The organism is Nonomuraea sp. NPDC004354 (genome assembly GCF_053602555.1).
Window position 1 is genome coordinate 130,236 of the sequence record NZ_JBSGDV010000015.1, and the last position, 14,425, is coordinate 144,660.

The 14,425-nt window shown below is 70.6% G+C and carries 14 protein-coding genes; 4 read left to right on the top strand and 10 right to left on the bottom strand.

What is annotated here, in order from left to right:
* Window positions 1-13 precede the first annotated feature (13 nt).
* Together ACWENQ_RS32885 and ACWENQ_RS32890 are read left to right on the top strand one after the other, a co-directional pair.
* Window positions 14-1,762 (top strand): bifunctional metallophosphatase/5'-nucleotidase, encoded by a 1,749-nt coding sequence (locus tag ACWENQ_RS32885; protein ID WP_452417701.1) that lies wholly within the window; start codon window positions 14-16, stop codon window positions 1,760-1,762.
* Between the two features lie 62 nt (window positions 1,763-1,824).
* Window positions 1,825-2,469 (top strand): alpha-L-fucosidase, encoded by a 645-nt coding sequence (locus ACWENQ_RS32890; RefSeq protein ID WP_449928063.1) that lies wholly within the window; start codon window positions 1,825-1,827, stop codon window positions 2,467-2,469.
* Here the strand turns inward: ACWENQ_RS32890 and ACWENQ_RS32895 are convergent.
* Window positions 2,423-2,833 carry a pyridoxamine 5'-phosphate oxidase family protein gene (locus ACWENQ_RS32895; protein ID WP_354912653.1) on the bottom strand — a complete coding sequence of 137 codons (411 nt, stop codon included), beginning with the start codon at window positions 2,831-2,833 and terminating at the stop codon, window positions 2,423-2,425. The genes ACWENQ_RS32890 and ACWENQ_RS32895 overlap by 47 nt on opposite strands.
* Before the next feature lie 450 nt (window positions 2,834-3,283).
* Here ACWENQ_RS32895 and ACWENQ_RS32900 point away from each other — a divergent pair, with 450 nt between their 5' ends.
* Window positions 3,284-3,433, top strand: coding sequence for a DUF2249 domain-containing protein (locus tag ACWENQ_RS32900; protein WP_449928061.1), 150 nt, complete (start codon window positions 3,284-3,286; stop codon window positions 3,431-3,433).
* A gap of 70 nt (window positions 3,434-3,503) precedes the next feature.
* Here the strand turns inward: ACWENQ_RS32900 and ACWENQ_RS32905 are convergent, their stop codons facing one another.
* From ACWENQ_RS32905 to ACWENQ_RS32930, 6 genes are all read right to left on the bottom strand, one after another.
* Window positions 3,504-4,727, bottom strand: coding sequence for an MFS transporter (locus ACWENQ_RS32905; RefSeq protein WP_449928057.1), 1,224 nt, complete (start codon window positions 4,725-4,727; stop codon window positions 3,504-3,506).
* Window positions 4,728-4,849: 122 nt separating this feature from the next.
* A complete protein-coding gene (locus ACWENQ_RS32910) occupies window positions 4,850-6,034 on the bottom strand; it encodes a TIGR04053 family radical SAM/SPASM domain-containing protein (RefSeq protein ID WP_452417703.1) in 1,185 nt (394 codons plus the stop codon).
* Window positions 6,031-7,446, bottom strand: a complete 1,416-nt coding sequence (locus tag ACWENQ_RS32915; protein WP_452417704.1) for a nitronate monooxygenase — start codon at window positions 7,444-7,446, stop codon at window positions 6,031-6,033. The genes ACWENQ_RS32910 and ACWENQ_RS32915 overlap by 4 nt, the downstream gene beginning before the upstream one ends.
* Window positions 7,439-8,470 carry an Acg family FMN-binding oxidoreductase gene (locus ACWENQ_RS32920; RefSeq protein WP_452417706.1) on the bottom strand — a complete coding sequence of 344 codons (1,032 nt, stop codon included), beginning with the start codon at window positions 8,468-8,470 and terminating at the stop codon, window positions 7,439-7,441. Before ACWENQ_RS32920 ends, ACWENQ_RS32915 begins: the two co-directional genes overlap by 8 nt.
* Before the next feature lie 405 nt (window positions 8,471-8,875).
* Window positions 8,876-9,496 (bottom strand): vitamin K epoxide reductase family protein, encoded by a 621-nt coding sequence (locus ACWENQ_RS32925; RefSeq protein ID WP_452417707.1) that lies wholly within the window; start codon window positions 9,494-9,496, stop codon window positions 8,876-8,878.
* Window positions 9,496-10,290, bottom strand: coding sequence for a DsbA family protein (locus tag ACWENQ_RS32930; RefSeq protein ID WP_449928049.1), 795 nt, complete (start codon window positions 10,288-10,290; stop codon window positions 9,496-9,498). The genes ACWENQ_RS32925 and ACWENQ_RS32930 overlap by 1 nt, the downstream gene beginning before the upstream one ends.
* Window positions 10,291-10,856: 566 nt before the next feature.
* On the opposite strand from ACWENQ_RS32930, the gene ACWENQ_RS32935 reads away from it, so the two are divergent.
* Window positions 10,857-11,603 carry a sigma 54 modulation/S30EA ribosomal C-terminal domain-containing protein gene (locus ACWENQ_RS32935; protein ID WP_452417709.1) on the top strand — a complete coding sequence of 249 codons (747 nt, stop codon included), beginning with the start codon at window positions 10,857-10,859 and terminating at the stop codon, window positions 11,601-11,603.
* A gap of 539 nt (window positions 11,604-12,142) precedes the next feature.
* Here the strand turns inward: ACWENQ_RS32935 and ACWENQ_RS32940 are convergent.
* Genes ACWENQ_RS32940 through ACWENQ_RS32950 form a run of 3 tightly spaced genes read right to left on the bottom strand, consistent with a single transcriptional unit; the run spans window position 12,143 to window position 14,357 of the window.
* Window positions 12,143-13,375: an RNA polymerase sigma factor gene (locus tag ACWENQ_RS32940; RefSeq protein ID WP_449928045.1), complete on the bottom strand. Its 1,233-nt coding sequence runs from the start codon at window positions 13,373-13,375 to the stop codon at window positions 12,143-12,145.
* Window positions 13,372-13,695, bottom strand: coding sequence for a YciI family protein (locus ACWENQ_RS32945; protein ID WP_360702003.1), 324 nt, complete (start codon window positions 13,693-13,695; stop codon window positions 13,372-13,374). The genes ACWENQ_RS32940 and ACWENQ_RS32945 overlap by 4 nt, the downstream gene beginning before the upstream one ends.
* Window positions 13,696-13,748: 53 nt before the next feature.
* The gene (locus ACWENQ_RS32950) at window positions 13,749-14,357 is read right to left on the bottom strand and encodes a dihydrofolate reductase family protein (RefSeq protein WP_449928042.1); all 609 of its coding nucleotides are present in this window, start codon (window positions 14,355-14,357) and stop codon (window positions 13,749-13,751) included.
* Window positions 14,358-14,425 lie beyond the last annotated feature (68 nt).

Consider the following 14,425-nt stretch of genomic DNA (forward strand, 5'->3'; position numbering starts at 1 on the left):
TCGAGGAGTATGTGTGTATTCCCGTCTCAAGTGGATCGTCGTCGCCTTAGGCGTCACTCTGGCCTCCTCCGCCTCACCGGCACTGGCCGACCCGAAACCCGTGGACGTGCAACTGCTGTCCCTCACCGACTTCCACGGCTACATCACCCCGCAGAACAACGCCGCCGACGGGACGATCAAGGATCCGCAGGGGAACACCCTGGTGGTGGGCGGCGCGCCGTACGTGGCGACGCATCTGGACAAGCTCCGGCAAGGCCATGAGAACACGGTCACGTTCTCGGTCGGTGACAACTTCAGCGGCTGGCCGACCGAGGTGTCCTACCACGCCGACGAGCCCACGATCGAGTTCCTGAACAAGATCAAGGTGGAGTTCACCACGGTCGGGAACCACGAGCTGGACCGGTCCCTGGAGTTCCTGCGCGACCACATGGGCGAAGGCGAGTGCTTCGGCGAGATCGGGGTCGACAGCTGCTTCACCGACTCCGACGGGCGGCAGTTCCACGGCGCCGACTTCGCCATCTCGACGGCCAACATCACGCGGAAGGGCGACACCCGTCCGGTGCTCCCGCCGTACGTGATCAAGCGCTTCCAGGGCATCCCCGTCGGGTTCATCAACCTGACCACGCCCACCACGGTGGACGGCTCCACCTCCTACCAGCCGTCACTGGACAACCTGCCGCTGGTGGAGACGGCCAACAAGTACGCCGCCATCCTCAAGCGGCGCGGCGTCAAGGCCATCGTCGCCAACGTGCACGAGGGAGGCAAGGCCGGAGACGACTACAACGGCTGCGCCGACCAGAAGAGCGGGCCGATCTGGGACTTCGCCGCCAACGCCTCGCCCGACATCGACGTCATCGTCACGGGCCACTGGCACTGGTACTTCACCTGCTCGCTACCCGACCCGGCGGGTAACCCCCGCCCTGTCGTCGAGGCCGCCAACCACGGCCGCCTCATCAACGAGATCAACTTGAAGCTCGACCACCGTACCCGCGACGTCATCAGGTCCGAGACCACCGCGGTCAACCACCCCGTGACCCGCGACGTCACCCCCGACCCCGCCATGGTGAAGCTGGTCGACCACTGGAACGCCAAGCAGAAGGAGACCTACGCCAAGCCGTACGGGACCATCACCGGCGACCTCACCAGGACCCGCGACGCGACGGGGCAGAGCACGCTCGGCAACACCGTGGCCGACGTGGCCTACTTCGACTCGCAGCGAACCGAGGGCGGCCAGGCCGACCTGGCCATGGTGGCCGTCGCCCCGACCAAGGGCTCCAACTCCCTGCGCGGCGACCTGAGGTTCGCCAAGGGCACGAACCCCGCCGACAGCGACGGTCAGGTGCTCATGGGCGAGTCGTGGGCGGCGTGGGGTTACGCCAACCCGGTGCTCACGGTCTCGGTCAAGGGCTCGCAGATCGAGCAGGCCCTGGAGCAGCAGTGGCAGACGCAGGCCAACGGCACCGTGAAGTTCGCGCCGCTGGCCGTGTCCAAGAACGTCCGCTTCTCCTACTCCGCGAACCGGCCCGTCGGGGACCGGGTCGACCCCGCCGACGTGATCGTGAACGGGCAGCCGCTCGACACCGGCAGGACCTACCGGCTCGCCGCGCTGGCCTACACGCTGCTCGGCGCCGACGGCTACACCGCCTTCGCCGGGTACACCGACGCCGTGCGCGGCAACCGCGACTACGAGGCCATGCGGGCCTACCTGCGGCAGGGGCCGGTGGCCCCGCCCGCCCTGGACCGGGCGGTGCCGCTGATGTAGGACTCCGGGTGCGGGGGACCCGCGTCCCCCGCACCCGCGCGGGCCCCCCGGACGGTATCGCGATGGTCCGTGACCTGCAGCCGACCGTGCTGATCGACGATCGGCTGGAGGCCGACGGCGGCGGCCGCGGCTCCATCGTGACCGGTTCGCCGACCGACTACAGCGGCGACTTCGCCTCCCCGGAGCAACTGATACCGGTCGACGGCATCCGTGCCGAGGACGGCAGCCCCGTGCCCTGGGAAGCCTGCGTCACGATCAACGACAACTGGGGCTGCACCGCGGGCGACGACCTGTGGAAGAGCCCGGAAAAGCTGATCACCAAGCTGGTCGAGTGCGTGCCTGCTGCTCATTCGGTCGTAGAGCGGAGCGCCACCGCGGCGGCCCGTGCTCGCGGGCCAGCGCCTCGGCTACGGGGACTTCGGGCAGCAGGAGCGCGAGTCCACCGTAGAGGCCGGCGAGCACAGAGACAACGGCACCGGCCAGCATCGGAAGCCGACCCGCGGCCGGACGGGCGCGGAGCCGCGCGGCGCTCGGTTGGGGGAGCGGGCGGCGGTGCGGGGAGGATGCCGTCGTCGGTTGTCCGGACACGGTCGTTCTCTTCGCTGGTTCGTCACGGGGGTTCGGTTCACGCTATTCGGCGGCGGTGCGTCGAGGATGGGGTCAGGTGGACTGCCGGATACGTCGGCCGGTGGCCTCCACCGTGGTGACGAGGATGAAGTGGTCGCGGCTGCGTGCCCACGGCGTCAGCGGCAGGCTTTCCAGCCGGGCGATCTGCGCCGGATCGTCGGCGACACGCGCCGGCCCCACAACGGTGACCGACCAGCCGGTCCGCTCCTTGGAGTCGAAGTCGTCGACCTCGAAGGCCACGACCGCACGGCGGGTGGCGGCGGCCAGCTTGGAACCGGCCGCCGCGCGGATGACGATGTCCTCCCCGTCCAGGCAGAAGTTGACCGGCTGCACAGCAGGCAGGGCACGGTCGGTGAAGACAATCCGCCCGATCGGGCGTGAGGGCAGCAGGCGCATGCACTCCTCGTGGGAAAGCACCTGCAGGCCGGCCGAGTCGAGTTCCATACCGCCAGCCTGCCAGCGTCCCTATGCGCGAGTCAGGGACGAAAGTCCCGTGACAGCCGCCGATCGCCCTCGGTCGCGGAGACCGTGGACCGTCCCCACGCGGAATAGCAGGCGCGTGCCGAACGCCCTGAAAGATCGGGTCCAAAGTCCCGCCGCGAAGGTGACCTGTGGCGGTGACGGCGGCCCTGGCTTCGGATCTACTGTTTCGGTCATGTCCGATGAGCGCCACCTGATCCGCCGCCAGCTCGCACGCGGCCGGTGGAGCCCATGACGGGCATGCACCCTGACGGGCGGCGAGTCGCACGTGAGAAATCCCATCCTCCAGACCCGCCGCCCGTCCACCCCGCTGTCACGGGTCACCGGGTTTCGCGACCCCCATGACAGGCTTGCACGTCCGACGCGTCTTCGACGAGCGGTGTCCCGCGGCCTGATCCGCTCATATACGAGGAACTGGCAGGGGGCACGGCGTTCGTGCTCGTCAACGACCACGATCCCAAACCGCTCTACTACCAGTTCGCCGCCGAACACCCCGGCGCGTTCACCTGGGAGAACCTCGAGGCGGGGCCAGAGGTCTGGAAGGTCCGTATCGGCCGCCCCTGACCGGCTGCTACGTCCGTCCCCGTGCACTGCGCGCCGTCAGCCGCCGCGCGGCCACTGGCGAACGAGCAGTTCAGCGGGTCCCAACCTGCTCGGCCGTGCGACGGGTAGCCGCTGAGCGGACCACGATCACCGTCAGGGCCAGGGTGAGCGCGGCGGTGATCGCCAGGAGGGCCAGGCCGAGGCCGTAGGAGCCGAGCTGTCCGTAGATGAAGCCCATCACCAGCGGCGGCACGAACCCGCCGAGGCCGCCGGCGGCGCCGACCAGGCCGGTGACCGTGCCGACCTTGTCGGGGGGTGCGACTTGGGCGACGAGGGCGAAGGTGGCGCCGCTGCCCGCGCCGAGCGCCGCAGCCATGGTCAGGAACGCGATCGTGCCGATCGGCATGAGGCTGGGCGTGAGCGCCTGCACCCCCGCCATGACGGCGATGAGGACGAACACGCCGGTCAGCACAGGGATGGGGCCGACGCGGTCGGACAGCCAGCCGCCGAGGGGACGGGCCAGGACGGCCAGGACGACGAACCCGGCCATGCGGTTGGCGGCGTCGGCGAGCTCGAGGCCGTAGCCGGTTTGCAGGTAGGCGGGCAGGTAGACGGAGAAGGCGACGTAGCCGCCGAACGCGACCGCGTACAGCACTCCCGCCTGCCACGTGATCGCCAGCTTCAGGGTCGCGGCCATGCGCGTCGCGAGCGGCTGGGTGGCGACCGTGCGGCCGGGGGCGTCCCGCAGGACCAGCCACGCGACGATGGCGTAGGCGGCCAGGACGACGGCGGTGATCAGGAACGGGGTGGCGGCGCCGCCGGTCCGCACCAGGGTGACGGTGGTCAGCGCGCTGATCGCGGTGCCGCCCATCCCGGCGCCGAAGACCCCGACCGCCAGCCCGCGCCGGTGCGGCGGGAACCAGGCGTTGACGAACGGCACTCCGACAGCGAACACGGTGCCCCCGATGCCGAGGAAGAATCCACCGATCAGCAGCGCGGCCAGCGAGGTCTGCCCGAACAGCCCGATGAACAGCACGGGGACGATAGTGGCGGCGGAGATCAGCGGGAACATCACCCGCCCGCCGAAGCGGTCGGTGAGCGCGCCAACGGGGATGCGGCCCAGCGAGCCGACGATCACCGGTACGGCGACCAGCAGCGCCTGCTGCCCGGACGACAGGCCGAGCAGCTCTTTGAAACGGGGGCCTAGCGGGCTGAGCAGGGCCCAGGCCCAGAAGTTCACCGCGAAGCCCAGAGTCGCCAGGGCGAGCATCAACGCGGGCCTGCGGCCACGGGTGGCGGCCGGTGCGTTTGTCATGTCTTCCTCACGTGATCGTGGATTCATGGGTGGCCGCTGCTGCGTGCCGTAGATGTCCCGGTCTCATCACAGCTCAGAGGTCCTGTGGCGAGGTATGGACCAAGGTCACCACCTCGGGGGACCTAGGACGCGTGGAGGTGCCGGGCGAGGTCGCTCTGGTAGGGGAAGCTGCCTGGCTGGTAGCCGCACCAGGGCTCCTCGGCGAGCACGTCGCCGGTGCAGGCGTACGCGCGGGACCGGGAGCCGCCGCAGATGGTCCGGAACTCGCATGCCCCGCATCGCCCGCCGAGCCGGTCGGCGTCGCGTAGGGCGGCGAACAGGGGCGCGGACCGGTAGATGTCGGTCAGCGGCCGATCGCGTACGTTGCCCGCGCCCAGCGGCAGGAATCCCGACGGGTGCACGGTGCCGGTGTGGGAGACGAACACGAAACCGCGCCCGGCGTTCACGTCGATGGGCGGGCGGCGCACCCGGCTCTGGCCGATCAGCCCGGCGCGCTGCGCCCGCCGGTGCAGGTCCTGGTAGAGCGGTCCCAACGTCTGGGCGTGGTCGGCGCCGTGCTCGGCCAGGATCAGCCGTTGCACGGCCACGCGCCGGAAGTGGTGGGCCTCGGTGGTCTTGACCGGGACGGTGGTGCCGAGGTCGTACAGGAAGTGCAGCACGTCCTCTGCCTCTTGAGGGCTCAGCGCGGACAGGGCGCGGCCCCGGCCGGTGGGCACCAGGAAGAACACACTCCACAGCAGCGCACCCTGGTCGCGTACCAGGCGGGCGATGTCGGGCAGCCGCACGAGGTTGCGGCGCGTGACCGTCGTGTTGATCTGCACCTTGAGCCCGGCCTCGCGGGCGGCCTGCCAGGCGGCCATGGTGCGGGCGAACACGCCGTCGTAGCCGCGGAAGGCGTCGTGTCCGGCGGCCGTGGAGCCGTCGAGGCTCAGCGAGATCGCCGCGGTGCCCGCCTCGCGCAGCCGGGCGAGGTTGCCGGGGGTGAGGGCCGGGGTGGCCGAGGGCGACACGGCGGGCGAGAGGCCGAGCTCGCGGGCCCGCCGTACCAGCTGGAACAGGTCGGGTCGCTCGAACGGGTCACCACCGGTGATCACGAACAGCGGCGCGGGCCGGCCGAAGGCGGCCACCTGCCGCATCAGCTCGGTGGCCTCGTCGGTGGTCAGCTCCTCCGGATGCCGGTCGGGCACGGCCTCGGCGCGGCAGTGCAGGCACGCCAGCAGGCATGCACGCGTGGCCTCCCAGATCACGATGAACGGGCGGTCCGCGGCATCCCGCCGGACCTGCCGCAGCGGCGGGCGCAGACTCATATGCGGGCTCCCAGCAGGATGTGGGCCACGACGTCGGCGGCCGAGTGGTCGTCGGGCAGGCCGTTGAGGAAGGCGGCGTTCTGGCCGAGTGTGAGCAGAGGCGGCTCGTCGTAGCCGTCGGCGCGGTGCTGGCCGAGGCCGATGGCGGCCAGCAGGCCGTTACACAGGCAGCGCCGCCCTTCGGCCTCCTCGGCCGGGCGGCCCTTGCGCACGTAGGTGTCCACCGGCTCGGCCGGGCAGCGGTAGCCGATCGCGCCGTTCGGCTTCGCGTACGGTGTGCGCAGGTAGCCCAGGTCGCACAGCCGCGGCCGCGCCTGATACACCTCCTGCTCTGACAGCGTCTCTGCGACGTCGGCCACCTTGAACGGGAACCCGGTGGGCGAGGCGCGCGGGTCGTTGCGCACCTGGAGTGTGCCGCTCGCGGCCTGCTCGCGTAGGCGGCTGCGCAGGCCCTCGTCGAGCCCGGACTCCCGGCACAGCGCGAACGCCGACCCCACCTGGATGCCCTGCGCGCCCGCCGCCCAGGCCCGCTCGAGCCCGCCGGGCGTGCCGTACCCGCCGGCCAGCCAGAACGGCAGGCCGAGCGCGGCCACCTTGCCCAGGTCGGCCTCGTCGCGTGGCCCATACATCGGCTCTCCGGCTGCATCGAGCGTCATCCGGCCGCGGGGTGGTGCGCTGTGCCCGCCCGCCACCGGTGTCTCGATCACGAACCCGTCCGGCCGGGTGAGCGGTGAGCGGGCCAGGTACGCGGACAGCACGTGTGACGACACGATCGCCAGCAACCGGGGCCGGACGAGCGGCGTGAGACGGTGGCCGAGCAACTGCACCGGGTCGATCCCGATCGTGTGTCCGTCACCGCCCGCCACGGCGACCGAGACCTGGGCGGGGCGGTGCTCGGACAGGTCATCGAGCAGGCGCGGGATCTCCGCAGGGATGCCGGCGCCCATCAGCACGTAGTCGGCCCCGGCCAGGACCGCACCGTAGGCGGCGGCCGGGGTGGCGAGCTGGATCTTCTCCAGGTAGTTGACCCCGACAGGACCGTCGTGGCCCTCCTTGGCCAGGAAGACCTCGGCGAAGTTGGCGACCACGGCCAACTCGTCGCGGGCGCGGCTGTGCCGCAGCCCGAGCCGGGGCACAGGCCGGTACGGCACGTCCGGCCCGGTGCCGCCGGGTACGAAGTAGCGGCCGAGGACGCGCTCGGCCACCTCGTGCACCGGGAAGCAGGCCAGCGCGCGACGCAGGTGACCGCCAGGGTCGCCGCGCTGCAGCCGTCGGGCCAGGGTGACGTCCAGCGCCGTGCCCGACACCACACCGAGCTGCCCGGTCTCGGCGACCGCTCGGGCCAGCCGCCAGCCGGACACTCCCACCCCCATCCCGCCCTGGATCAACACGGGCCTCGGCGGCTCATACACGCGGGACCTCCACCGGGTCGAGCACCTCGAACACGGAACGGCGCGGCACGCGCGGGACTGGTGCGCCGTACCCGAACCTGGCCAGCATCTGCACGTGACCCATCGGCCCGCCCTGGTCGGCGCGGTGCTGCGCCGGGCGCAGGTCGAGCGGCTGGCTGAACATCGACGCCGACACGCCGTGCGCGGTCGCGGCGAGGAGCACCCGCTGCAGCGCCTGCCCGGCACGCAGCCAGTCGAGCGGCCCGTCACCCCTGGTGAAAAGGGCCGCGATCTGCGGATCCGCCTCGAAGTCGGCGCTCGGCCGCGCGCACTCCAGGCCGAAGTCCCGCATGGGCAACTCCCTGTTTCGCGGGCGAGGGCCGAAGGCATGCTCGGGCACGCCGTCGAAGCGCCGGCACGGATCCGTCCAGCAGGCCAGCTCGGCGCGATAGGACTCCTCGGCGGCCAGCGTGTCGTCGGCCGTGCCGATCATGTCGAGCACACGCCGCGCCGTCCGCCCCTTGACCAGGACCAGTGTGGCGCTCTCGGCGTGCGCGGCGTGGACCAGGTCGACGAAGACCTCCCCGGGCAGTCGGCGGCCGTCGAACGGGAAGCGGTTGGTACGCCGGTGCGGGATCATGTCGTACATCAGCCGCTCGTTCCGGTCGGGTGGGTCGCCCAGGACGGCGTGCACGGTGGCCAGCAGGTCGGGACGGGCGGCCGGGTCGGGCAGCGCCGTGACGTGGGCGTCGTGCCCGGTCATCCGGATCGCCAGCCGCAGGTTGAACAGTGCGGCCCCACAGCTGATGCCGAGTCCGCGCCCCATCGGGTCGGTGACGGCCAGCAGCCGGTCGAGGTCGGCGTACAGCTCCATGGTGGCGTCGTCGACACGGTGGAAGCGCCACGGCTGGGTGTTGTGCACCGACGGCGCCGCGGCGGCGGCCTTCACCGTTCTGCTCACGCCGCCGGGCGTCGCGAACGGAAGCTCCCGGGCGGCGAGCGATCCGGTGTCAGGGGATACCGGGATCGCGCCGATATCGGTCATCGGGACATCCCCGGCACAGGGGTAACAGCGGACATGGGATCAACATCTCGCGCCTCGCCGTGGTCACGGCAGGGACCAAGGTCCCTTGGATCACCTCCGATGGACCGTTTCCCGACCGGAACCCCGCAGGGTCCCTTGGGGCGCCTTGATGAGCCGTCGATTGACGGGCGCCTGGTGCGAGCCGCATGGGGATCGTGTCGCCGAACCCACTGCCCCGCAGGAGACAGGTTCAGGCTGCTTGGTGACGCCCCCGTGCCAGGTGAGCGCCACGCCGGTGGCGAGCGGAACGGGCAGGGACACCGCGGTGAAGATCCCGAAGCGGCGGCCGACCGCGGTCAGCACCTATCCTTGGGAACCTCCGAGCGGCCATGCGTTCCGTACCCGCTCGCGCGGGATACCGGCAACCTAGCCGAACAGCGTCCAGCCGTACTTGAGCACGACGACCAAGATCATGATCAAGATCCAGATCGTGACGGCGATGGCGTCCAGGTCGGCGTCGATGGCCCTGGTCAGCGCCTTCTGCGCGCGGCGGGGCAGGAACAGGTTGCCGTCGCGGACGTTCACGTGTGTCAGCGTCGACCACACCAGCGTCGTGGACACGGTCACCAGCAGGCACCACGGGCACAGCGCGCCGATCACGTACATGGACTGGGAGAACAGCCAGTACGCGAAGATCAGGCCGAGCGTGTAGATCACCTGCGCGGCGAACATGAACCAGCGCGGGAACCGCACCCGGCCCAGGCTCGCCACCGCGATCGTGATCACGACCGGCTCGGCCACCAGCCCCAGGAAGGCGTTCGGGAAGCCTAACAGGTGCGCCTGCCAGGAACTGCCGACCGCGCCGCAGCTGACGACGCTGTTGATGTTGCAGGACAGCTCCGCGCCCGGGTCGGCCGCCAGGCGCACCGCGTCGATCGACAGCACGAAGGACGCAGTCAGGCTCAGGCACGCCGACAACAGCATCGTTCCGAAGATCCAAGCGTTGGAGTGCCGGAACACGTGCACGCGGTGGAGGACCGTTGCCACTACTGGCCCTTGGCCGCGGTCACGGCTGCCGTCAGCGCGCCCGCCGTGTAGAGGTCGCCCTCGAACACCTTGCCGTTGATCTTCACGGTCGGCGTGCCCGAGATCCCCGTGTTGAACACGGCCTGCGTCGAGGTTGTGATCCACGGCTCGAAGCTGCGGCCGGTGAAGGCGTCCACCACGTCCGCCGAAACCCCGGCACGACGGGCCAGCGTGGCGATCTCGTCGTCAGACAGGCCGCGGCTGCCCTCCTCGGGCTGGTTGGCGAACAGCGCCGCGTTGAACGCCAGAACCTTGTCCGGCGCCCGATCGGCGACGGTCGCGACGGCGTTGGCCGCCCGCGTGGAGTACTTCGCGCCGCTGGAAGCCTGATCCAGGAACGACAGCGGGTACAGCTCCAGCCGCACCGTCCCGTCGGCCACCATCTTGTCCAGCTCGCGGCTGTTGGCCTGCTCGAAGCGCCCGCAGTACGGGCACATGTAGTCGAGGTAGACCTCGAGCCGCACGGGCGCGGCCGTGTTGCCCAGGGCCAACGCCCCGCCCGCCGTCGCGATCGCCGGGGCCTTGCCTCCCTGCGCCGCCGGGGAGCTGTCGTTACCCGCCGCGTTGATCAAGCTGATCACGATGGCGACCAGGAGCCCCACGATGATCAGCCCGCCGCCGGCGGCGACCAGGCGGGTGCGTTTTTTCCTTCGCCGCTCGGCGGCAGCTCGGGCGTCGCGTAGCTCGCGGGACTTGATTCGTGCCTCGGTGGTCATGCTCTCGTTTTCCTCGCTGGACGAAAGATCGAGCGCCACGCGACACGTCGCCACCATTCCTGAACCACGCTCAGCCCTGGCCGGATGCCTCTCCCCGACGCCCGCCGCCCAGCTTGGAGCACACCGCCGCGCCCACACCCGGGCCGAAGGTCCCAACCCTGTGGACCTTGGTCCTGGATCGGACGTCACCGAGGCAATCGGGACGAGATCCGGTACGTGCCCAGCGGTCAAGCGCCGCACGGGTCACAACGACGCCGTTGCGTCTGTTCCGCCAGTTCTCCTTCCCAGGCGGCGTCGCCAGCCACGTTGCGCCGAGACGTCCGGCTCCATCCACGAGGCTGGCTTCGAGGGCGAGCAACGCCGCGCGCCCGCCGGAGGGGTCCGACTCCGTCACCAGGATCCGCATGCGACCACTTGTCGTCTGCCGTCACCCTCGGCAGAGACCGAAGTCCGTTGTACAGCAGGCTAGAAAACGTCGTCTCTCAGGCCCCTTCCGTCGCACAACCAACGTCCTTGCGCAGTGAGGACGAAAGTCCCTGGCAGCGATATCCGGACCGGCCAGAGGGTGGAGGCATCAGCAACGGATGCGAAGAAGGTGCTCACGCATGAGGCACAGGCCCATCGCTCTTGATCCCGCCGACGTGCAGGTCAAGATCCGTGGCGGGATACGACCTGCCGACGTCCGGCGCGCGAGGGAAACCGTGGCCCACCTGGCGCGGCTCGCCCACGAACCGGTGCTCGGCGCGAAGGTCAAGCTGGCCACCGCCCCCGGGCTCGCGGTGAAGCAACGGACGGCGGAGGCCGTCCTGGACGTCCAGGGGCGACTCATCAGAGCCCAGGCCAGCGCCGCCTCCACGCGCGCGGCCATCCACCTGCTCGGCGACCGCCTGCGGACCCGGCTGCTGGAGACCACCAGGGACTGGGAGAACCGGCGGGGGCGCCATCAGCAGCGTCCGGCCGGGCATGCCGGCGGGGAGCGGCGGGTCGTGCGGTCCCTCGCGGCGGCCCGTGCCGTGCCCGACGAGGCGGTGGTGGACATGAAGGAGCTCGACTACGACTTCCTGCTGTTCATCGAGGACGCGACGGGCCAGGACAGCGTCGTCTACCGCAACGGCGACGGCTACGGGCTCGCCCAGGTCGAGCCCCGGCCGGACCTGCCGTTGCCGATGTGCGCGGCGATCTCGGTCAGCCCGTCGCCCGCTCCTCGGCTCACTGTAGAGGAGGCCATCGAACGGCTGGAGCTGACCGGGTTCGCGTTCGTCTTCTTCGCCGACGCGGACACCGGCGCCGGCCGGCTCGTCTACCGCCGTGACGACGGGGACTACGGCCTGGTCAGCACCGCTCACGCCTGACGTCCCTCCGAAGCGGACCGCGGCCCCCCATGGCGCGAGAGGGGCCGCGGTCGCCCGGAGTGGTGGCAGCCGTAGATGGGCAAGGAGGACATCGATTCTCTTCCCGCGCGTCTGTTTCGTCGGCCTCGTCGGGTCCGGGCTTGTCATCTCCGGCCTGCTCCTGGTCCCACCAGACCGAGCGAGGCGTCCCGGGGGCCGGCGTCCGAGTGCGGTGCACAGGACGACGCCGAACCGGAACAGGCCGGCTGGGACGGCGTCTGCATTGGCGTTGGCGTGCGACTTTCCGGGATCTCCGGCATGGAGCGGTCCGTAGGTCGCGGTAACGATGGCTTCGAAGCAGAGGAGGAAGCCGGCACGACGGCTCCGGCCGACTCGCGGCCGGTCGACAACGGGCCGCGTCTCTACGGCCGCCGCGACCCGTCGCCCCCGAATCCTGCGCCGCTGCTCGGCGAGAAGGGTTGGCGTCCGAACGTGTCAACAGTGCAGCGTTCCGCGTCGCCTTTCATCGCTGCATCAAGTGCGCTCTTCAAGGGCGGGCGCTACTGCAGTTGGTCGCGGCGGCGGGTGAGGTAGGCGGTCTCGCCGGTGTTGCCGGCCAGCTCGATGGCCCGGTCGTAGGCCGCGCGTGACTGCTGACTTCGGCCCAGCCGGCGCAGCAGGTCGGCGCGGGTGGCGTGGTAGGCGTGATAGCCGGCCAACGCCTCGGCGAGGCGGTCAACGATGGCCAGGGCCACCTCCGGCCCGTCGAGCTCGGCCACGGCGATGGCCCGGTTGAGAGCGATGATCGGCGAGGGGTCGAGGCGGACGAGCTGGTCGTAGAGGGCGAGGATCTGCGACCAGTCGGTGTCGCGGATGTCGCGGGCGGAGGTGTGCACGGCGTTGATCGCGGCGAGGATCTGGTAGCGACCCGGAGCCACCCCGGCGGCGGCAGCGGCCAGGCGCTCGCGCACCAGCCGGTGACCTTCGGCGATCAGTTCCGAGTCCCAGGCCCCACGGTCCTGCTCGTCGAGCGCGACCAGTTCGCCGTTCGCCGAGATCCGGGCGGTGCGGCGGGCCTCGGTGAGCAGCATCAGCGCCAGCAGCCCGGCCACTTCTCCGTCCTGCGGCAGGAGCGCGCGGATCAGGCGGGTGAGCCGGATCGCCTCGGTGGTCAGGTCATGCCGTACGGGGTCGGTGTCGGGGCCGCTGGCCAGGTAGCCCTCGTTGAAGACGAGGTACAGGACGGCGAGGACGCCGGTGACGCGTGCCGGGAGATCCTCGGCGGCCGGCACGCGATAGGGGATGCGAGCCGCCTTGATCTTGGCCTTCGCGCGGGTGATGCGCTGCTCCATGGTGGTCCCCTGCACCAGGAAGGCGCGGGCGATCTCGGGCACGGTCAGACCGCCGACCATGCGCAGCGTCAACGCCACGCGCGCTTCCACCGCCAGCGCCGGGTGACAGCAGGTGAAGATCAGCCGGAGCCGGTCGTCGTCGATGGCGCCGAGAGGCTCGGGCGGGTCGTCGTACACCATCTGAGCCTCCTTGTGCTTGTCGTCGCGCTTGTTCTCGCGCCGGATCCGGTCGATGGCCTTGCGGTTGGCGGTGGTGGTCAGCCACGCGCCGGGGTTGGGGGGTACGCCGTCGGCCGGCCACCGTTCGACGGCGGTCGCGAACGCCTCGGCGGCCGCTTCCTCGGCGATGTCGAGGTCACCGAAGCGCCTGGTCAGGGCGGCCACCACCCGCGCCCACTCGTCGTGGTGGGCCCGGGTGATCGCCTCCTCGACGTCGCTCACTGGAACGGCCGCACCTCGATCTTCCGATCGCAGACCTTCGACGCTTCAGCCGCGAGCTTGAGCGCCACATCCAGATCGGGGGCCTCCCACACCCAGATGCCGGCGAGGTACTCTTTCGACTCCACGAAAGGCCCGTCGCTGAACACCGCCTGCTCGCCCCGGTTGTCGATGACCGTGGCCGCGTCGGTGTCCGCGAGTCCGCCCGCGAAAACCCAGTAGCCCTCGGCGATCAGTCGCTCGTTGAACGCGCTGATGGCAGGCCGCCTGTCCGTGCTGCCGGGATTGCTCTTGTCATCGATCACGGAAACCAGGTACCGCATCTGAAGATCATCTCCTGTGGTGTCAAGACAGCGTGGTTCGGTGGTAGGGACTTTCACGCCGTTGCATAGTGCGGGCGCCCGGCCGGCCGGTAGCGCTGGATCGTCACGCCCTTCGCGTCGACCCGGGACTCGACCAGGTCGAGCGCAAGATCCGGACCGGACTCCGGGAACAGTCTCGCGCCCTGGCCGAGGATCACCGGGATCACGATCAGAGTCATCTCGTCGACCAGGTCGTTCTCCAGCAGCCACCGGGTCAGGATGCCACTGCCGTGCACCTGCAGCTCACCCCCGGGCTTGGCCTTCAGCTCACTGACGGTCGCCGCGAGGTCGCCGCGGAGGACGGTCGTGTCCTCCCAACGCGGCGCGGTGAGCGTGGTCGAGGCGACGTACTTGGGGGCCTCGTTCAAGGCCACGCCGATGGGATGTGCGCGCATCTGGCCGACTGATCCCCAGGAGCCGGCGAACAGCTCGTAGGTGCGCCGGCCGAACAGGAACGCCTCGGCGCGCTGGTAGGTCTGCGTGATGAACGTCCTGGTCTCGTCGTCGCCCTTCCCCCGGGCCCATCCGCCGCGCTCGAATCCGTTCCTGCGGTCATCCGACGCGGCGCCGTTTCCCTGCATCACTCCATCGATGGTGACCTGCGTCATGGTCGTCAGCTTCATGATCGCGGTTCCTTTGCCTTGGCGCCGCCCCCCTTGCGGGCGGCCTCATCCCTGCTACGAACACCACC

Excerpts from the sequence above, each read along its gene's own strand:
- ACWENQ_RS32945 (WP_360702003.1), bottom strand. The coding sequence starts at position 13,695 with ATGCGGTACCTGGTTTCCGTGATCGATGACAAGAGCAATCCCGGCAGC.
- ACWENQ_RS32950 (WP_449928042.1), bottom strand. The coding sequence starts at position 14,357 with ATGAAGCTGACGACCATGACGCAGGTCACCATCGATGGAGTGATGCAG.
- ACWENQ_RS32920 (WP_452417706.1), bottom strand. The coding sequence starts at position 8,470 with ATGACCGATATCGGCGCGATCCCGGTATCCCCTGACACCGGATCGCTC.
- ACWENQ_RS32895 (WP_354912653.1), bottom strand. The coding sequence starts at position 2,833 with ATGGAACTCGACTCGGCCGGCCTGCAGGTGCTTTCCCACGAGGAGTGC.
- ACWENQ_RS32910 (WP_452417703.1), bottom strand. The coding sequence starts at position 6,034 with ATGAGTCTGCGCCCGCCGCTGCGGCAGGTCCGGCGGGATGCCGCGGAC.
- ACWENQ_RS32905 (WP_449928057.1), bottom strand. The coding sequence starts at position 4,727 with ATGACAAACGCACCGGCCGCCACCCGTGGCCGCAGGCCCGCGTTGATG.
- ACWENQ_RS32935 (WP_452417709.1), top strand. The coding sequence starts at position 10,857 with ATGAGGCACAGGCCCATCGCTCTTGATCCCGCCGACGTGCAGGTCAAG.
- ACWENQ_RS32890 (WP_449928063.1), top strand. The coding sequence starts at position 1,825 with ATGGTCCGTGACCTGCAGCCGACCGTGCTGATCGACGATCGGCTGGAG.